This is a genomic window from Neorhizobium alkalisoli (genome assembly GCF_002968635.1).
GTDB classification, from domain to species: Bacteria; Pseudomonadota; Alphaproteobacteria; order Rhizobiales; family Rhizobiaceae; genus Neorhizobium; species Neorhizobium alkalisoli.
Genome location: NZ_PVBN01000001.1, coordinates 20,667 through 39,471 on the forward strand (window position 1 = coordinate 20,667; position 18,805 = coordinate 39,471).

Genomic DNA, 18,805 nt, shown 5'->3' on the forward strand with positions numbered 1-18,805 from the left:
GGCTCTATTTGCCTTGGTTGCGGATGGCGGTAGGATCGAGATGGACGCGAACCTGACCTTTGAAGGTGATGGTGCGTCCCTTATCCGTTATCTTTAAAGAGTCTGCAACAATCGAACCTTCTTTCATCGAAATGTCGACGGGGTCGGGCGTATCCATGACGCCGGCATTGACATCGAGATGTGCGGATTTGAACCGGGCGGTGATCCCGTTGGAAAGGTTGACGTCGAAGGGAGCGGTAAGGTCGAGCATGTCGGTGCCGCGGTCGAAATCGGCGCCGGTGGCGATCACGCGGGCGATGACGTCGTCGTTGACGGGAACCGCGGCCTTCACGTTCTCGAGCGTGATCTTGTTCGGGTTCTCGATATCCTGAAGGGCGCGGTTGGCGGTCATGGAATAGCTGATGCCGTCATTGTTGCGGCCGGAGATCGCCGGACGTTCCATAACGATCTTGCCGTTCTCGATGCGGGCGTTTTCGATGCTCAGGTTTTCCGGCAGATAGGCGCGGATGATGGAAACGCCGATGAATGCCGCCGAGATCACGGCGGCGGCGATCGGCAACAGAACTTTCAGCTTCCGCACCATGGAGGAATGCGCAAGCGCTGCCTGATATGCATCCGCGTGTGGCTGCAGCGCCACCGCAAGGCCTGCCGTTTTTCGGATATTCTGCAGCATGGGTGCCGGATAGATCCTTCTTTGCCCGCCACCGCCGCCTCGCCATCCAGTATGGCGCCGGCACGCATTGGGCAGGCTCTCGTTGTCCGCCAATATGGTTTTTATTCATCAACAAACAATAACGGACAATATAAAAACGTGATGTGCGGCGCTGCAAAACGCGTTAGAGAGCCTATTTAGCAACGAAAGCGCATTGCGAAGGGCATTTTCCATGGATCAAATGGCAATCGCGGACAGGCGGAACCTGCGCCGCAAGCTGAGCTTCTGGCGTGTCGTGGCCCTGGTTTTCCTGGTCGGCATCGGTTTTGCGCTCTATCGGACCTTCGGCGAGGGCGCTGGATCCGCGGTGCCTCATGTCGCCCGCGTCCAGATTTCCGGCATGATCACCGACGACAAGGAACTTCTGGAGCGGCTGGAGCGGATCGCCGAGAGCGACAGGGTCAAGGCCCTCGTCGTTTCGATCTCCTCCCCCGGCGGCACGACCTATGGCGGGGAACGCATCTTCAAAGCCATTCGCAAGGTGGCCGAAAAGAAGCCGGTCGTCTCCGATATTCGCACCCTTGCCGCCTCCGCCGGTTACATGATCGCCACAGCGGGCGATCAGGTCATCGCGGGCGAGAGTTCGATTACCGGCTCGATCGGTGTGATCTTTCAGTATCCGCAGGTCGACGAGGTGATGAAAAAGGTCGGCATTTCCCTGGAGGAGATCAAGTCGGCGCCGCTGAAGGCCGAGCCGTCTCCCTTCCATCCGGCCAGCGAAGAAGCAAAGACCATGATCCGCAACATGGTAATGGACAGCTATGCCTGGTTCGTCGATCTCGTTGCAGACCGCCGCAAGCTGCCGCGCGAGGAGGTATTGAAGCTCGCCGACGGAGCGATCTTCACAGGCCGGCAAGCGCTCGCCGCCAAGCTGGTGGACAAGCTCGGCGGCGACGAGGACATCCGCGTCTATCTGGAATCGCGCGGCGTCTCCAAGGACCTGCCGGTCGTCGATTGGAAGGAGCAGAACTCTTCCTCGTCCTTCTGGCTCGCGAGCATGCTTACCCAGCTCTTCAAGCAGACTGGTCTGAGTGAGGCTATGACGCCGGATATGCTCCGCGTCTTCGGCGCGGACAAGTTGTTCCTTGACGGTCTTGTCTCGGTTTGGCAGGTTGGGCGCGGTTGAAAATCTAATTTTTTCAGGGGGCAATCGTGATCAAGTCAGAATTGGTGCAGATCGTTGCAGCTCGCAATCCGCATCTCTACCATCGCGACGTCGAGAACATTGTGAATGCCGTGCTCGACGAGATCACGGATGCCCTTGCCGGCGGAAACCGGGTGGAATTGCGCGGCTTCGGCGCCTTTTCGGTGAAGAACCGTCCTTCCCGTTCCGGCCGTAATCCGCGCACCGGCGAAAGCGTCTTCGTGGAAGAGAAATGGGTTCCCTTCTTCAAGACCGGCAAGGAACTCCGCGAGCGTCTGAATCCGGATCTCGCCGACGAAGAGGACTAACTCTCCGTGGCGCGGCTTTGCGCCGCCCTTGAAACCCCATAAAGCGCGCCTATTCTGCAACAGACGCCGGTAAAGCGGCGATTGCCCTGTTGCCGGAGATACCTATGGACAAGCTCAAAAAGATCCTCAGCCTCGTGATCTTCGTGCCACTCGGGATCATACTGATCGTGCTCGCGGTGGCGAACCGTCAGACTGTGACGCTTGCGCTCAATCCGTTCCGGCCGGAAGACAGCGTACTGTCGGTCAGCGCGCCTTTCTTCCTGTTCCTGCTGCTCGCGGTGCTTTTGGGCATGTTGATCGGCGCTGCGGTCACCTGGTGGAGCCAGGGCAGACACCGCAAGCAGGCGCGTGTCGAGGCACGCGAGGCGGCCCGCTGGCAGAATGAACACAAGGCAGTCGTGGCCGGCCGGCCGGCTTCTCAGCAACTGGCCTCGAAATAGACTAGGCCTGCCCGCTCTTTGCCATCACCGCTTTGTTGAAGTCTGCGAAGAACTGCCCGGCGAGCTTTTGCGAGGTCGAGTCGATCAGACGGGAGCCAAGTTGGGCGAGCTTGCCGCCGACCTGCGCCGTTGTCGAATAGCGCAGCAAGGTTTCCGGACCGTCTTCCACCAGCGTCACGGTCGCCGATCCCTTGGCGAAGCCCGCGATACCGCCTTTGCCTTCTCCTGAAATCGTGTAGCTCTCCGGCGGGTTGACGTCGGACAGCGTCACTTCGCCGGAAAAATTCGCCGAAACCGGCCCGATCTTCAGCTTGACCGCCGCGATAAGTTCAGTCGGCGATTTCTGCTCCAGGGTCTGACAGCCCGGAATGCACTGGCGGAGAATCTCCGGATCGTTGAGTGCCTCCCATACCACCTGGCGCGGTGCTGCAATACGTTCTTCGCCGCCCATATCCATGTCGTGATCCTCCCGAAACCTGTGGCAGTAATATTGCCGGGGTGTGCCGCTTTGCCAAGGGGAACATTGGGTGGGGGTGTGAGCCGATGAATAAAACGCGGCATCTGTCCGCCAGTGACTTTGAAGAATGCCGGGCAAATGCTATCTGCTGCCCCACGATCACCAATCTGAGCGGATGAACGCATTGAAGAACAAGGAAAGGCGGCCGGCAAAGAGGGTTCAGGCCGCTGCCCCAGGCAGGCCCGCGCGCGGTCCGGCGGCGGCAGTCAAGCCGCAGCCGGCCAGGCAGGCATCCAGTCCCCCGGAGAAGGCCGCAAAGCCCGCATCTGCGACGGTACCGGCGGAAACGCGTGCGCTTCTTGCCCGCCAGGGGGAGAGGCCGCCCGAACGGGTGCCGGTCATTCTGGAATCCTCCGGCGCTGGCGATTTCCACCTGATCGACAGCGGCAACGGTTTGAAGCTGGAGCAATACGGCCCGTATCGTATCGTCCGGCCGGAGGCACAGGCGCTCTGGCAGCCGTCGCTGCCGACCCATCTATGGGAAAAAGCGGATGCGGTTTTTACCGGTGATACGGATGAAGACGGCATGGGGCGCTGGCGTTTTCCGAAGGACGCCCTCGGCGAGACCTGGCCGCTGTCGCTGCTCGGCGTCGATTTTCTCGGCCGCTTCACGGCCTTCCGCCATGTCGGTGTCTTTCCCGAGCAGATCGTCCACTGGGATTGGATGAAAAGCCGGGCCGAGGAGGCGACGCGCCCTCTCAAGGTGCTCAACCTCTTTGGTTATACGGGTGTTGCGTCGCTTGTAGCGGCTGCTGCCGGCGCCGAAGTCACGCATGTGGATGCATCCAAAAAGGCAATCGGTTGGGCCCGCGAAAACCAGGCGCTGGCAGGGCTTGAAAAGGCGCCGATCCGCTGGATCTGCGAGGATGCCATGAAGTTCATCCTGCGGGAGGAGCGCCGTGGCAACCGCTATGACATCATCCTCACCGATCCGCCGAAATTCGGTCGCGGCCCGAATGGCGAAGTCTGGCAACTCTTCGATCACCTGCCGCTGATGCTGGACATCTGCCGGGAATTGCTTTCGCCGAAAGCGATCGGCCTCGTTCTCACAGCCTATTCGATCCGCGCGAGCTTCTATTCCATCCATGAACTGATGCGCGAGACGATGCGCGGTGCAGGTGGCGTGGTGGAATCCGGAGAGCTCGTCATCCGCGAGGCAGGGCTGGACGGCAAAAGCCCCGGTCGAGCCTTGTCCACCTCCCTTTTCAGTCGCTGGGTGCCGGCATGACCGACGAATATCACAAGACAGGGCCACGACGGGTTGGCCAGGTGAAGGAAGTCACCTCGCTCGCCAACCCGATCATCAAGGATATCAAGGCGCTTACCAACAAGAAGGACCGCGAGGAGAGCGGCACCTTCATGGCGGAAGGCCTGAAGCTCGTCATCGATGCGCTGGAACTCGGCTGGTCGATCCGCACGCTCGTCTATTCCAAGGCTGCGAAGGGCAAGCCGCTTGTCGAACAGGTGGCGGCAAAGACCGTGGCGCACGGCGGGCTGGTTCTGGAAGTGAGCGAAAAGGTGCTGTCGTCAGTCACCCGCCGCGACAATCCCCAGATGGTCGTCGGGATCTTCGAACAGCGCTGGAAGAAGCTCGACGATCTGAGACCGTCAAGAAACGAGACCCTTGTTGCGCTCGATCGGGTCCGCGATCCCGGCAATCTCGGCACGATCATCCGGACGGCCGATGCGGCGGGAGCTTCTGCCGTTGTCCTCGTCGGCGAATCGACCGACCCGTTCTCGCTGGAGACGGTGCGCGCCACCATGGGTTCGGTCTTCGCCATGCCTGTGGTGAAATGTTCGGCGGAAGAATTTCTCGCCTGGCAGAAGCGTTCAGGCGTGGAGATCGTCGCCACCCATCTCGCCGGCGCCGTCGATTACCGGACCGTCGATTATGCCAGAAAGCCTGTCGTGCTGCTGATGGGCAATGAGCAATCCGGCCTGCCGGATAACCTTGCCAAGGCGGCCGACCGCACGGTTCGTATCCCGCAGCAGGGCAGGGCCGATTCCCTCAATCTTGCCGTCGCCACCGCTGTGATGCTCTTTGAGGCGCGCCGCCATCTGCTGACCCTGGATGAGAAGAAATGACCGAACGCGCCACCTTTCTTTCGCGGCCGTTGGCGGCCCTGATCGTCATCGTCGTTGCGGTCGTCCTCGATCAGGTGGTGAAGATCGCCGTCGAAAATTATCTTCCGATGGAAGAAGCGGTGTCCTTACTGCCCGTCTTGGCGCTGTACCGCACCTATAATCTGGGCGTCGCTTTCTCGCTGCTGTCCGGCATGGAACGCGAATTCATCATCGGCATGCGGATCGTCATCGTCGCCTTCGTCGTCTGGCTCTGGCGCCGAACTCCGAAGGATCGGGCCTTCGCCCATGCGGGTTTCGCGCTGATCATCGCGGGTGCGATCGGCAATCTGATCGACGGTTTCCTGTACGGACACGTGATCGACTACATCCTGTTCCACACGGCAACGTGGTCGTTCGCGGTATTCAATCTGGCGGATAGTTTCATCACCATCGGTGCCGGCCTGGTGATCATAGACGAGCTTTTCGGACCGAAAACGGTCGATCAGTAAAATTTTACCTGATTGCTCTAAGGATTGGGAAAGAAACCTCGTTAGTCTTTTCCATATGCGCGACATTGCCGAAATACATGAGCGTATCGCCAAAGCGTTCGCGTCTCCCGCCTCGGCCGACAATGCCGAACCGGTGGCGGAGCAGGCTGTGCCCGCCTTGGGCCTTGGTCCACGCGAGGAGCCGCGCCCACCCGCCAATGCCGTCGCGGCTCTGTTTTCCCGCATCTTCGAATGGCGCCGCAAGCGCACGGTTTCCCGTCTGCATCAGGCTTGGAAGGATGCCGAGGCCGCCAGCGCGGCAAAGTCCCGGCAGATCGCGACGGTTGTGCATGAAATCCGCACGCCGTTGAACGGCATCCTCGGGATGACCCATCTGCTCGGTCAGACGAAGCTGACCGCGGAGCAGCAGAACTACCTGAGCGGCATCCGCCAGTCCGGTTATGCACTGGCGCAGCTCGTGGAGGATCTGCTCGACTATTCGACGCTGGAAGCCGGTCGTTTCAGGCTCAATAATCGAGCCGAGAACCTCAGGCACGTGATCGAAAGCGTGGTTGAACTGCTGGCGCCCCGCGCGCACGAAAAGCGCATCGAGATCGCCGCCACGATGGACGCCAATCTGCCCGATCTGCTGGATTTCGACCCGGCGCGTATTCGGCAGGTGCTATTCAACGTGATCGGCAATGCCGTGAAATTCACCGCGGACGGCGGTGTCCTGGTTCGGGCCCGTGTCGACAACGGCAATGTAGCGATTGCGGTCGTCGACAGCGGTCCCGGCATGACACCCGACGAACAGCGGCGGATTTTCCAGGAGTTCGAACAGATAGGCACCGCCGAGACGAGGAGCGGAGGCACTGGCCTCGGCCTTGGAATTGCCTCGCGCATCCTCACCGAATTCGGAGGTTCGCTCTCCGTTGCGAGCCACAAGGAAAGCGGGAGCACGTTCACAGTCCGTTTTCCGCTGCAGCTTGCCGAAGTCGCACAGTCCGGTACCGTCGAGCGCAACCAGTTGCTGGCCCGCTCCCGCGTCCTGCTTCTGGCGCCTGATGGGCCTGCCGCGAGGGCGACGGTCTCGACCATCGAGACGCTGGGCGGCCGCTGCCGGCATGTGTCGAATACGGCGGACGCCCAGATGCTGATCGACCGGGCGGAGGCGGGAGCCGTGCCCTATACGGACCTCATCGTCGACCATCGGCTTGCATCCGACTACGCCAACGAAAAAGCCCATGCGCCCCTGCATCGCATCCTGCTCGTCAACCCGGAGGAACGGGCCTCCCAGCCCCAGGATTTCTTCGACGCCTGGCTCATCCGGCCGCTTCGTGAGAAATCGCTGATCGACGTGCTGAGCGGCCGGCTGAGGGGCTTCGGCACGCGCGATGCGCTGAACGACAACCAGGTACCGCCGCCGCCCGTCATCGAAAGACATGCCGATGGTCTTTCTGTCCTGCTCGGTGAAGATGATCCGGTCAGTGCGCTGCTCACCCGTTCCGTTCTTGTGAAGGCGGGGCATCGCGTCATCCTCGCCGAAGATTTTCCGGCATTGCTGGACGCTGCGCTGCAGGAAGCGGACCGGCCCGATCTCATTGTTTCGGATATGCACATGCCGGGAGGGACGGTGCTCGACCTCCTCTCGGCATTGCGCAAAGCCGAAGGCCAGGGCGGCCGCGAACCTCTTCCGGTGATCGTCCTCACCGGAGAAAGTCGCGAGAATGTCCGGCGGGAGGCTCTTCTCAATGGCGCGAGCATGGTCTTGGGCAAACCGGTCGATCCGCTGAAGCTTCTGGAGGAGATCCAGGCTCTGGACGTGTTGGCGTCCGGCCGTCAACAGATCCGTTGACGGAATCAGTACCGGAACATATTGTCACAAAAGTTGTCACGTTCCTGTTGCAGTGACGTGATTTATGGCGGTGATCCAACCGGTACGGGACGAATCACCATGACACTTGAACTCCTGAACCGTAACTTGACCTCTGAAAAAACCCAGTCGCCGGCACCTGCTCCGGCAAACGGCGATACTTTCGGCCGCATCGGCACGCTGGAAACCCGTCTTGCACGCACCGATCGCGAGATCGATGCCGCGCAGGCCGTGCGTTACCGCGTCTTTGTCGAAGAAATGGGCGCGACCCTGAATTCGGATGCCATGCGCCGCCGGCGCGATGTCGATTCCTATGATGCGATCTGCGACCATCTGCTGGTGATCGACCATGCGATCGAAGGCGATATCGAGGACCAGATCGTCGGCACCTATCGTCTGCTGAGGCAGGAAGTGGCGCTCGCCAATGGCGGCTTCTATTCCGCTTCCGAGTTCGACATCGAGCCGCTGCTCGCCCGCCATCCGGACAAGCAGTTCATGGAACTCGGCCGTTCCTGCGTGCTGCCGGATTACCGCACCAAGCGCACGGTCGAGCTGCTCTGGCAGGGCAATTGGGCTTATTCCTTAAAGCATGGCATGAACGCCATGTTCGGCTGCGCTTCCTTCCCCGGCGTGTATCCGGAAGAACATGCGCTGGCGCTCTCCTTCCTGCATCACACGGTTTCGACCAAGGGCGACTGGGCAGTTTCCGCCCTTCCGGACCTCTATCGCAAGATGGACCTGATGCCGTTCGAAGGCGTCAATGCCAAGAAGGCGCTGATGGCCTTGCCGCCGCTGATCAAGGGTTATCTGCGCCTCGGCGCGATGATCGGCGACGGTGCCGTCGTCGACCATGCCTTCAACACGACCGATGTTCTGGTCGTGCTGCCGATCGCCTCTATCTCGAGCCGCTACGTCAACTACTACGGCGCCGACGCCGGCCGCTTCGCGAGCTGAGCTACCTGCTGATAAGCCTGACCCTTACCGTCGATACGGCGGGGGTCTATCTGACCAGCTGGATCGTCCCGTTATATCGAGCGATCATTTCGTCGGAGGTCAGCAACAGCATGCCCTCCGAAATGCTCTGCGCGATCAATATCCGGTCGAACGGATCTTTGTGAATGGGCGGCAGGCCGGCCAAGGCACCCGAGTGGACTTAGTCCACTGAACTTAGTCCACTCGGTGGTAGCTCTCAAGAAGACTCAAGTTCCGGCATTATAAGCCGCGATCGCCGCCATGTTGACGATGTCGCTGTCCTTGGCGCCCATCGAGGTGATCTGCACCGACTTGTCGAGCCCCACGAGCAATGGGCCGATCACGGTCGAAGCCCCGAGTTCCTGCAGCATGCGGGTCGAGATCGACGCCGAATGGATCGCCGGCATCACCAGCACGTTCGCCGTCCCCGAGAGGCGGCAGAACGGGTATTGCTCCATCCGGTGCGGGTTGAGCGCCACATCGGCCCCCATCTCGCCGTCATATTCGAAATCCACCCGTCGCTGGTCGAGGATTTTCACCGCCTCGCGCACCCGTTCGGAACGCTCTCCGATCGGCTGGCCGAAGGTGGAATAGGCAAGCAGTGCAACGCGCGGCTCGTAACCCATGCGCTTGGCAACGCGTGCGGCCTCGACGGCGATATCGGCGATGTCTTCGGCATTCGGCATGTCATGGACGGCGGTATCGGCGACGAAGATCGTCCGCCCACGGGAAATCACCAGCGAGACCCCGATCACCTTGTGACCCGGTTTGGGGTCGATGCAGCGGCGAACGTCCTGAAGCGCCGTCGCATAGTTGCGGGTCGTGCCGGTCACCATCGCATCCGCGTCGCCGATCGCCACCATGGTTGCGGCGAAATGGTTGCGGTCGTTATGGATCAGGCGCTGGACGTCACGATGCAGGAAACCCTGCCGCTGCAGGCGGGCGTAGAGGTGGTCGACATAGGCCTCCACCCGGTTGGAGAGGCGGGCATTGACGATCTCGATGCCAGCGCGGTCGAGATCGATGCCGGCTTTTTCCGCCGTTGCGCGGATCACGTCGTCGCGGCCGAGCAGAATCGCGGTTCCGAGTTCCTGCTGACGGAAGGAGATGGCCGCCCGCATGACCTGTTCTTCCTCGGCCTCGGCGAAGACCACGCGCTTCTGGAAGCGGCGCACGCGCTCGTAGATGCCCTGGGTCGTGGCGGCGATCGGGTCGCGGCGGGCGGAAAGCTCGCGGCCGTAGGCGGCAAGGTCCGTTATGTTCTTGCGCGCCACGCCGCTTTCCATTGCCGCTTCCGCGACGGCGACCGGGATCGCCGAAATCAGCCGCGGATCAAACGGTACGGGAATGATGTATTGAGCGCCGAAGCGCGGCCGGTTGCCCTGATAGGCGGCTGCGACATCGTCCGGAACGTCTTCCCGTGCAAGCTTGGCAAGGGCCCTGACGGCCGCGATCTTCATCGCATCGTTGATCTGGCTCGCGCGAACGTCGAGAGCTCCTCGGAAAATGTAAGGGAAGCCGAGGACGTTGTTGACCTGATTCGGATAGTCCGAGCGGCCGGTCGCCATGATCGCATCGTCGCGAATGCGGGCGACTTCTTCCGGCGTGATTTCCGGATCGGGGTTCGCCATGGCGAAGATGATCGGCTTGTCGGCCATGGAGCGGATCATTTCTTCGCTGAAGGCGCCCTTCTGCGACAGGCCGAACACGACGTCTGCGCCCTTCATCGCCTCTTCGAGCGTCCGCTTGGTCGTCTTCACCGCATGCGCGGATTTCCACTGGTTCATGCCCTCGGTGCGGCCCTGGAAGATGACGCCCTTGGTGTCGCAGAGGATGATGTTTTCCGGATTGAAACCCATCGCCTTGATGAGTTCGACGCAGGCGATCGCCGCAGCCCCCGCGCCGTTGCAGACGAGCTTGGTGGTCTTGAGGTCGCGTCCGGTCAGTTCCAGCGCATTGATGAGGCCGGCAGCGGCGATGATTGCCGTGCCGTGCTGGTCGTCATGGAATACCGGGATGTCCATCAGTTCGCGCAAGCGGCTTTCGATGATGAAGCATTCCGGCGCCTTGATATCCTCCAGATTGATGCCGCCGAACGAGGGCCCGAGGAAGCGCACACAGTTGATGAATTCGTCGACATTTTCGGTGTCGACCTCGAGATCGATGGAATCGACGTCGGCAAAGCGCTTGAAAAGGACGGACTTGCCTTCCATGACAGGCTTGGAGGCGAGCGCTCCAAGGTTGCCGAGGCCAAGGATCGCGGTGCCGTTGGAGATGACGGCCACCATGTTGCCGCGCGTGGTGTAGTCGTAGGCGGTCGCGGGATCGGCCGCGATTGCCTTGACCGGCACGGCGACGCCCGGCGAATAGGCAAGCGAAAGATCGCGCTGCGTCGCCATCGGCTTTGTCGGATTGATCTCCAGCTTCCCCGGTCGGCCTTCGGAGTGAAAGTCGAGCGCTTCCTGTTCTGTCACGGATGCGCGTGTGCGGGCCTTGTCGTTGACGGGCATGTCTCCTCCAGCTTTCAGCTTTTTGTGGGCAGCCGTCCTCTAGGCCGCAGCAGATATTGTCTTTCCGGGGCCAACATCGATAGTGTCGCCAATTCCTGTGCGCAACAAAAAATCGGTTCTGTGACCCAATTTGAAAGATTCTCCATCGAAGCCCTGAATACTGCCGAGCTTGCCTCGGAGGAAAGCCGCGCGTCGGCCACGCCGATGATGGAGCAGTATATCGAGATCAAGGCGAACAATCCCGGTTCGCTGCTCTTCTATCGCATGGGTGATTTTTACGAGCTGTTCTTCGAGGATGCGATCGATGCGTCCCGCGCGCTCGGCATCACCCTGACCCGGCGCGGCCAGCACATGGGCCAGGATATCCCGATGTGCGGTGTGCCGGTGCATGCGGCGGATGACTATCTGCAGAAGCTCATCTCGCTCGGTTTCCGGGTTGCCGTCTGCGAGCAGGTGGAAGATCCGGCGGAAGCGAAGAAGCGCGGCTCCAAATCGGTCGTAAAGCGCGATGTCGTGCGGCTCGTGACGCCGGGCACGATCACCGAAGAAAAGCTGCTGGTCGCCTCCGAATCCAATTATCTGATGGCGCTCGCCCGCATCCGCGGCTCTTCCGACCCGCAAATGGCGCTTGCCTGGATCGACATCTCGACGGGCGTCTTCCGGGTTGCGGAAACCGATCCGTCGCGCCTGCTCGCCGATATCCTGCGCATCGATCCGCGCGAGTTGATCTTGGCCGACACGATCTTCCACGATGCGGAGTTGAAGCCGGTCTTCGACGTGCTGGGCAAGGTCGCGGTGCCGCAGCCCTCGGTGCTCTTCGACAGCGCCAGCGCTGAAGGCCGCATCGCCCGTTATTTCGGCGTCGGCACGCTGGATGGTTTCGGCACATTCTCCCGTTCTGAACTGGCCGCCGCCGCCGCTGCAGTCGCCTATGTGGAAAAAACCCAGATTGCCGAACGGCCGCCGCTCGGCCGGCCGGAGCGTGAAAGCGGCGCCTCGACGCTCTTCATCGATCCCGCCACGCGCGGCAATCTCGAACTCACCCGCACGCTTTCCGGCGAGCGCGAGGGCACTCTCCTGAAGGCGATCGACCGTACGGTCACAGGGGGTGGCGCCCGCCTGCTTGCGGAGCGGCTGATGTCGCCGCTGACAGACCCGGACCGCATCACCCGGCGGCTCGATTCCATCTCATTCCTGCTGGAGGAGCCCGGGCTCTGTTCCGAGCTTCGGTCTTCGCTCAAACACGTGCCGGACATGCCGCGTGCGCTTTCGCGCCTGGCGCTGGATCGCGGCGGCCCGCGCGATCTCGGCAGCATCTTGCAGGGATTGGAAGCGGCGCGCGGCGTTGCGGCCTTTCTTGATGGCGCTCTGCTGCCCGAAGAGCTCGGTCAGGCGCTCGCGGATCTGAATGGCCTGCCGCTGCATCTGGAATCCATGCTTTCCAACATGCTGGCCAAGGAACTGCCTCTCCTGAAGCGGGACGGCGGCTTCCTCGCTGACGGCGCCCATTCGGAACTGGACGAGGTGCGTGCGCTACGTGATCAGTCGCGCCGGGTAATTGCCGCGCTCCAGCTTCAGTATGCCGAGGAGACCGGCATCAAGTCGCTGAAGATCAAGCACAACAACGTGCTTGGCTATTTCATCGAAGTCACTGCCGGTAATTCCGGCACCATGACCGACACGCCGGAAGGCAAGGCGCGTTTCATCCATCGCCAGACGATGGCAAGCGCCATGCGCTTCACGACGACCGAGCTTGCCGATCTCGAAAGCCGCATCGCCAACGCCGCCGACCGGGCGCTGACGATCGAACTCGAAGCCTTCGGCAAAATGGTCTCGGCCGTCACCGCCGAAGCCGAGGCGATCAAGGCCGGTGCGCGCGCACTCGCCGTCATCGATGTGGCGGCTGGCCTCGCAATGCTCGCCGAGGAGTGGAATTACCGCCGTCCAGTGGTCGATGCCTCGCGCATGTTCGCGATCGAAGGCGGCCGCCATCCGGTGGTCGAGCAGGCACTGCGCCGCCAGTCCTCCGGTCCGTTCATCGCCAACGACTGCGATCTGTCGCCATATGGCACCGGCGAGTTCGGCGCGCTTTGGCTGCTCACCGGCCCGAACATGGGCGGCAAGTCGACCTTCCTGCGCCAGAACGCGCTGATCGCCATCCTTGCGCAGATGGGCTCCTTCGTACCCGCGACTTCCGCCCATATCGGCATCGTCGACCGGCTTTTCTCACGTGTCGGTGCGTCGGACGATCTGGCTCGCGGCCGCTCCACCTTCATGGTCGAGATGGTCGAGACGGCGGCGATCCTCAACCAGGCGAGCGACCGGTCGCTGGTAATCCTCGACGAGATCGGCCGTGGCACTGCGACGTTCGACGGTTTGTCGATTGCCTGGGCGGCGGTCGAACACCTGCATGAGGCGAACCGTTGCCGCGGCCTCTTCGCCACCCACTTTCACGAACTGACCGTGCTGTCGGAAAAGCTCAATCGCCTCTCCAACGCCACGATGAAGGTCAAGGAATGGGACGGCGAGGTGATCTTCCTGCACGAAGTCGGCGCTGGCGCCGCCGACCGCTCCTACGGCATCCAGGTCGCCCGGCTCGCCGGCCTGCCGGATTCCGTCGTCGCCCGCGCTCGCGATGTGTTGACGAAGCTCGAGGATTCCGACCGTAAGAACCCGGCAAGCCAGCTGATCGACGACCTGCCACTCTTCCAGGTCGCAGTCCGCCGCGAGGAAGCCAAACGCGCCGGGCCGTCGAAGGTGGAAGAGGCGCTGAAGGCGATCAACCCCGACGACATGACCCCGCGCGAGGCCCTGGACGCTCTTTACGCGCTGAAGAAGCAGCTCGCGAGCATTTAGAAGCAGCGGGATCGGGCGGTCATTGGCAATTTATGCCATAGGCGTTATACTGCCTTTTCCCTAAGGTCCTGAAAGGCAGCGTTCATGCCGACCCGCAATGTCGTACTGACCGAGCATCATGAAGAGGTTATCGATCGACTGGTTAGGTCCGGCCGGTATCAGAACGCAAGTGAAGTTCTCAGAGAGGGCCTTCGCCTGATCGAGCGACGCGAAAACCATGAGGCCGCCAAGCTGGAGGGGTTGCGGGAGGCCGCCCGCATCGGCTTTTCCGATTTGGAGCTAGGCCGGTTTACCGACGTGGCTGACGCTGAACTGGAAGACTTTGTCGCAAAACTCGGACGCGAGGTTGAGGCTCGGGTGCGCAAGGCCGGTTCCTGATCTTTATGACTGATTTCCGGCTTTCAGAGGCGGCGCAACGCGACATCGTCGATATTCTCGCTTGGACCGAGGAGAGGTATGGGACGCAAGCCCGTTTGCGTTACGAGCGGCTGTTGGTGACTGCGTTGCGCGACCTGGCTGCAGATTTTCGGCGGACTGGAAGCGTTGGGCGCCCGGAAATAGGGGAGGGCGTACGCAGCTATCATCTTCGTCACAGCCGCGACCGAGCCCGATATGAAAATGGCCTCGTCCGCCTGCCGAGGCATTTTCTGCTTTATCGCGCTGTTCGCCCTGATCTGATCGGTATTGGTCGCGTGCTTCACGACGCCATGGAGATCAAACGCCATCTTCCGGCCGATTACGGCGACGAATAGCGCTGGCGAGGCTTTACAGGGCCGCTGAACCACCTGCCTCTCGAGCTTGAACATGATAAAGGCCTCCAGCATGATCGAAGCTGCTTTTATCGGGTACCCGCATTGCTTTCCATTCCCTTGCCCTTCCTCGCCGGCCTCGTCTTCGCGCTGACGCTTTATCGCAGCCTGAAGGGCGTGGAGGTCTCCGGAACCCGGCGCTATTTCTATGCCTTCCTTGTGCTCTATGCCTTGCAGGGCATCGGCGTAGGCCTGCGCTTCGGTTATGGTGTCGAGGCGTTGATACCCTTTCTCCCGGTCTCGGCATCGCTGATGCCGCCGCTCGCCTTTCTGGCGTTCCGCGGCATGACTTCGAAGCCCCCGCCAAGGCCCTGGCTCCACTTTCTGCCGCCTTTGGTGGTTGCTTTCGCCGTGGGCTTTCAGCGCGATCTCGTGGACTTGCTGCTGCTGGTGGTTTTCCTCGGTTATGGTGTCGCACTCTGGCGGTTGACGATGTCGCGCGGCGGTGAGGTGATGGCGGAAGCCTCGTTGCAGCAGATGCTGCCCGCGCTCCGTGCTGCGCGCCTGACTGCCGTTCTTATGCTTTTCTTTGCTTTGAGCGATGCCACGCTGGCGCTATACGCCAGCCTCTATGGCCCGGGAGACATCCCGCTGGCTGTCGGTCTGATGAACGTGATCGCGGTCGCAGCTGTCTCGGCCTATTATTTCGGGCCGGATTTCTCGCAGCGTCGCTCCGCCACCCCGGCGCCGGAGGCAACGGAGGAAGACCGTGGCATCCTTGCCCGCGTGGAGGCTGCCCTTGATGAGCGCGAGCTTTATAAGAACGAAGACCTGAGCCTGGCGAAACTTGCCCGCAGGAGCGGCCTGCCGGCGCGGGAACTGTCGGCCGCCATCAACCGCGCGACCGGGCTCAACGTCTCGCAATTCGTCAACAACCGGCGCATCGCGGAAGCCTGCCGGCTCCTGCGGGAGACCGAACGGACGGTCACCGGGATCATGCTCGATGTCGGCTTTTCGACGAAATCGAACTTCAACCGAGAATTCCGCCGCGTCACAGGCCTCAGTCCGGCACAGTACCGAACGCAGGGCAGCGCGGCGCAAAGCGGCTCCGCAGCACAAAAACGGGCTTGAACTTTGTGTCGGGAAGAAACAACTTTGAAACGACCGGCAGTGATAATTGTTGGTCAAGGTGCCCTGAAATCGCTATAGCCTCCCCGGCAGGCCGGCACCGGCAGGATAACATGGCCAGACACGATATCGATTTTTCTGAACTGCTCGACGCAACCCAACTCAGGGCCGAGTGCAAGGCGATCGCCGAGGACAAGAGCCGCTCGCAGCTCGAACTGCGCGCCGCTCTCTTGCCGGTCCTGCGCCGTGCGAGCGTCGAGGGGCGCGAAAAGGCGCGGGAACTGCTGGCCAAGGATGGCAGCGGGCTCGGCTGCGCAAGGCGCATTTCCTGGCTTCAGGATCAGCTCATCTGCGTCCTCCACGAGACCATCGCAACGGGCCTCTACCCGGAAGGCAGCGCGATCGCGATTGCGGCTGTTGGCGGTTATGGCCGCGCCACGCTGGCCCCGGGCTCCGATATCGACCTTCTCTTCCTGCTCCCGGAGAAGAATTCGGAGAACATGCGCAAGGCCGTCGAGTTCCTGCTTTATGTTCTCTGGGACCTGGGCTTCAAGGTCGGCCATGCCACCCGCACCGTGGAGGAATGTATCCGCCTGTCCAAGACGGACATGACGATCCGCACCGCGATCCTCGAAAGCCGCGACATCTGCGGCTGCGAGCGGCTGGTGAAGGAACTGGAAGCCCGCTTCGACAAGGAAATCGTCGCCGACACAGGCCCTGAATTCATCGCCGCCAAGCTTGCCGAGCGCGACCAGCGCCACCAGAAGGCGGGCGATACCCGCTATCTCGTGGAGCCGAACGTCAAGGAGGGCAAGGGCGGGCTTCGCGACCTCCACACGCTCTTCTGGATCGCCAAATATTACTACCGCGTCCGCGATACGGCAGACCTCGTCAAACTCGGCGTTCTGTCGCGCGAAGAATGGCGGCTGTTCGACAAGGCGGACGATTTTCTCTGGGCGGTCCGCTGCCACATGCATTTTCTGACCGGCAAGGCGGAGGAACGGCTGTCCTTCGATATCCAGCGCGAGATCGCCGAGAGCCTCGGATACCATTCGCGCCCCGGCATGTCCGCCGTCGAGCGCTTCATGAAGCATTATTTCCTGGTCGCCAAGGACGTCGGCGATCTCACCCGCATCCTCTGCGCCGCGCTCGAGGAGCATCAGGCGAAGGCGGCGCCGGGGCTGACGAAGCGCGTCATCTCGCGCTTCACCAAGCGGCTGCACAAGATCCCCGGCACGGTGGAATTCGTGGAGGATCGCGGCCGCATCACGCTTGCCGATCCCGACGTCTTCAAGCGCGACCCGATCAATATCATCCGCTTCTTCCATATGGCGGATATCCACGGCCTCGAGCTGCATCCGGACGCCTTGAAGCGCATGACCCGCTCGCTGGCGCTGATCGACAACGCCGTGCGCGAGAACGAAGAGGCCAACCGCCTCTTCCTCTCCATGCTGACCTCGCGCCGGGATCCGGCTCTGATGCTCCGCCGCATGAACGAGGCGGGCGTTCTAGGCCGCTTCATTCCCGAGTTCGGCAAGGTCGTGGCGATGATGCAGTTCAACATGTATCACCACTACACCGTCGACGAGCACCTGATACGCTCGGTCGAGGCGCTTTCCGAGGTGGATCAGGGCAAGGCCGCCGATATCCATCCGCTCTCGAACAAATTGATGCCCGGGATCGAGGACAGGACGGTGCTTTACGTCGCCGTCCTGCTGCACGACATCGCCAAGGGCCGCCAGGAGGATCACTCGATCGCCGGCGCCCGCATCGCGCGCAAGCTCTGCCCGCGGCTCGGGCTCAACCCGAAACAAACCGAACTCGTCGTCTGGCTGATCGAGGAACATCTCCTGATGTCGATGACCGCCCAGACGCGCGACCTGCACGACCGCAAGACGGTCACCGACTTTGCCGAAAAAGTGCAGTCGATGGACCGGCTGAAGCTGCTGCTCGTGCTGACGATCTGCGATATCCGTGCGGTCGGCCCGGGTGTCTGGAACGGCTGGAAGGGCCAACTCCTGCGCACGCTCTATTACGAAACCGAACTGCTCTTGTCCGGCGGTTTTTCGGAGCTGTCGCGAAAGGAGCGCGCCAAGCAGGCGGAAGAGGAGCTTTTCAAGGCACTCGACGACTGGAGCCAGAAGGATCGCCGCACCTATTCCAAGCTGCATTACCAGCCTTATCTGCTGTCGGTATCGCTGGACGATCAGGTCCGCCACGCGAAATTCATCCGCGATGCGGACAAGGCCGGCCAGGCGCTTGCCACCATGGTACGCACCGACAGCTTCCACGCGATTACCGAGATCACCATTCTGGCGCCCGACCATCCGCGCCTCCTGTCGATCATCGCGGGCGCTTGTGCCGCGGCCGGCGCCAATATCGCCGACGCACAGATCTTCACGACGTCCGACGGACGTGCGCTGGATACGATCCTCATAAACCGCGAGTTTCAGGTGGATGAGGACGAGCTTCGCCGCGCCGGCACGATCAGCCGCATGATCGAGGACGTGCTGTCGGGCAAGAAGCGCCTGCCGGAGGTCATCGCCACCCGGGCGAAATCCCGCAAGCGGAACAAGACCTTCGTTCTGCCGCCGTCCGTTACCATCTCGAACACGCTTTCGAACAAGTTCACTGTCATCGAGGTGGAATGCCTGGACCGCACCGGGCTCTTGGCGGATATCACCGCGGTTCTGGCCGATCTGTCGCTCGATATTCATTCTGCGCACATCACCACCTTCGGTGAAAAGGTCATCGATACTTTCTATGTCATCGATCTCGTCGGCTCCAAGATCACCAACGAGAACCGCCAGGGCAATATCTCTGCGCGGCTGAAGGCCGTCATGTCCGAGCAGGAAGACGAGCTGAGAAGCGGCATGCCGACCGGCATCATCGCCCCGGCACCGACGCCTGCCCAACGCAAGACCAAGGCCAGCGCGTGAGCCGCCTTCGATGAACAGTTTTGCTTCGAAGAGCACCCCCCTCTGCCCTGCCGGGCATCTCCCCCACAAGGGGGGAGATCGGCTGGCGGCAACGGTGTCGCCAAA

General features: G+C 61.7%; 16 protein-coding genes. 13 read left to right on the top strand and 3 right to left on the bottom strand.

Annotated features, from left to right (window positions below):
• Nucleotides 1–4: 4 nt before the first annotated feature.
• Nucleotides 5–673, bottom strand: a complete 669-nt coding sequence (gene lptC / locus C5L13_RS00120; RefSeq protein ID WP_105381256.1) for an LPS export ABC transporter periplasmic protein LptC — start codon at nucleotides 671–673, stop codon at nucleotides 5–7.
• A gap of 211 nt (nucleotides 674–884) precedes the next feature.
• Between lptC and sppA the strand changes: the two genes are divergently transcribed.
• From sppA to C5L13_RS00135, 3 genes are all read left to right on the top strand, one after another.
• Nucleotides 885–1,838, top strand: coding sequence for a signal peptide peptidase SppA (gene sppA / locus C5L13_RS00125; RefSeq protein ID WP_105381257.1), 954 nt, complete (start codon nucleotides 885–887; stop codon nucleotides 1,836–1,838).
• A 26-nt stretch (nucleotides 1,839–1,864) separates the two neighbouring features.
• The gene (locus tag C5L13_RS00130; RefSeq protein ID WP_105381258.1) at nucleotides 1,865–2,164 is read left to right on the top strand and encodes an integration host factor subunit beta; all 300 of its coding nucleotides are present in this window, start codon (nucleotides 1,865–1,867) and stop codon (nucleotides 2,162–2,164) included.
• Nucleotides 2,165–2,268: 104 nt separating this feature from the next.
• Complete coding sequence (locus C5L13_RS00135; protein WP_105381259.1) at nucleotides 2,269–2,604, top strand: lipopolysaccharide assembly protein LapA domain-containing protein; 336 nt, start codon at nucleotides 2,269–2,271, stop codon at nucleotides 2,602–2,604.
• Nucleotide 2,605: 1 nt separating this feature from the next.
• Here C5L13_RS00135 and C5L13_RS00140 read toward each other — a convergent pair whose 3' ends face one another.
• The gene (locus C5L13_RS00140) at nucleotides 2,606–3,061 is read right to left on the bottom strand and encodes an SRPBCC family protein (RefSeq protein WP_105381260.1); all 456 of its coding nucleotides are present in this window, start codon (nucleotides 3,059–3,061) and stop codon (nucleotides 2,606–2,608) included.
• 184 nt (nucleotides 3,062–3,245) lie between these two features.
• Between C5L13_RS00140 and C5L13_RS00145 the strand changes: the two genes are divergently transcribed.
• The 5 genes from C5L13_RS00145 to C5L13_RS00165 all read left to right on the top strand — a co-directional run bounded on the left by C5L13_RS00145 (nucleotide 3,246) and on the right by C5L13_RS00165 (nucleotide 8,500).
• Nucleotides 3,246–4,349 (top strand): class I SAM-dependent methyltransferase, encoded by a 1,104-nt coding sequence (locus C5L13_RS00145; protein WP_407070390.1) that lies wholly within the window; start codon nucleotides 3,246–3,248, stop codon nucleotides 4,347–4,349.
• Entirely contained in the window at nucleotides 4,346–5,206 is an 861-nt protein-coding gene (locus C5L13_RS00150) for a TrmH family RNA methyltransferase (protein WP_105381261.1), read from the top strand. The genes C5L13_RS00145 and C5L13_RS00150 overlap by 4 nt, the downstream gene beginning before the upstream one ends.
• Nucleotides 5,203–5,694: a signal peptidase II gene (gene lspA / locus C5L13_RS00155; protein WP_105381262.1), complete on the top strand. Its 492-nt coding sequence runs from the start codon at nucleotides 5,203–5,205 to the stop codon at nucleotides 5,692–5,694. Before C5L13_RS00150 ends, lspA begins: the two co-directional genes overlap by 4 nt.
• Nucleotides 5,695–5,749: 55 nt before the next feature.
• Nucleotides 5,750–7,528 carry a hybrid sensor histidine kinase/response regulator gene (locus C5L13_RS00160; RefSeq protein WP_105381263.1) on the top strand — a complete coding sequence of 593 codons (1,779 nt, stop codon included), beginning with the start codon at nucleotides 5,750–5,752 and terminating at the stop codon, nucleotides 7,526–7,528.
• Between the two features lie 99 nt (nucleotides 7,529–7,627).
• The gene (locus C5L13_RS00165; protein ID WP_105381264.1) at nucleotides 7,628–8,500 is read left to right on the top strand and encodes a GNAT family N-acetyltransferase; all 873 of its coding nucleotides are present in this window, start codon (nucleotides 7,628–7,630) and stop codon (nucleotides 8,498–8,500) included.
• A gap of 245 nt (nucleotides 8,501–8,745) precedes the next feature.
• On the opposite strand, the gene C5L13_RS00175 is transcribed toward C5L13_RS00165, so the two are convergent.
• Entirely contained in the window at nucleotides 8,746–11,028 is a 2,283-nt protein-coding gene (locus tag C5L13_RS00175) for an NADP-dependent malic enzyme (RefSeq protein ID WP_105381265.1), read from the bottom strand.
• 204 nt (nucleotides 11,029–11,232) lie between these two features.
• Between C5L13_RS00175 and mutS the strand changes: the two genes are divergently transcribed.
• From mutS to C5L13_RS00200, 5 genes are all read left to right on the top strand, one after another.
• Nucleotides 11,233–13,884: a DNA mismatch repair protein MutS gene (mutS, locus tag C5L13_RS00180; protein WP_245423221.1), complete on the top strand. Its 2,652-nt coding sequence runs from the start codon at nucleotides 11,233–11,235 to the stop codon at nucleotides 13,882–13,884.
• An 84-nt stretch (nucleotides 13,885–13,968) separates the two neighbouring features.
• Nucleotides 13,969–14,262, top strand: coding sequence for a type II toxin-antitoxin system ParD family antitoxin (locus tag C5L13_RS00185; protein WP_105381267.1), 294 nt, complete (start codon nucleotides 13,969–13,971; stop codon nucleotides 14,260–14,262).
• Between the two features lie 5 nt (nucleotides 14,263–14,267).
• Nucleotides 14,268–14,636 carry a type II toxin-antitoxin system RelE/ParE family toxin gene (locus tag C5L13_RS00190; protein WP_105381268.1) on the top strand — a complete coding sequence of 123 codons (369 nt, stop codon included), beginning with the start codon at nucleotides 14,268–14,270 and terminating at the stop codon, nucleotides 14,634–14,636.
• 102 nt (nucleotides 14,637–14,738) lie between these two features.
• On the top strand, nucleotides 14,739–15,764 hold the full coding sequence (locus C5L13_RS00195) for a helix-turn-helix domain-containing protein (protein ID WP_105381269.1): 1,026 nt from the start codon (nucleotides 14,739–14,741) through the stop codon (nucleotides 15,762–15,764).
• A gap of 110 nt (nucleotides 15,765–15,874) precedes the next feature.
• Nucleotides 15,875–18,700 (top strand): [protein-PII] uridylyltransferase, encoded by a 2,826-nt coding sequence (locus tag C5L13_RS00200; RefSeq protein ID WP_105381270.1) that lies wholly within the window; start codon nucleotides 15,875–15,877, stop codon nucleotides 18,698–18,700.
• Nucleotides 18,701–18,805 lie beyond the last annotated feature (105 nt).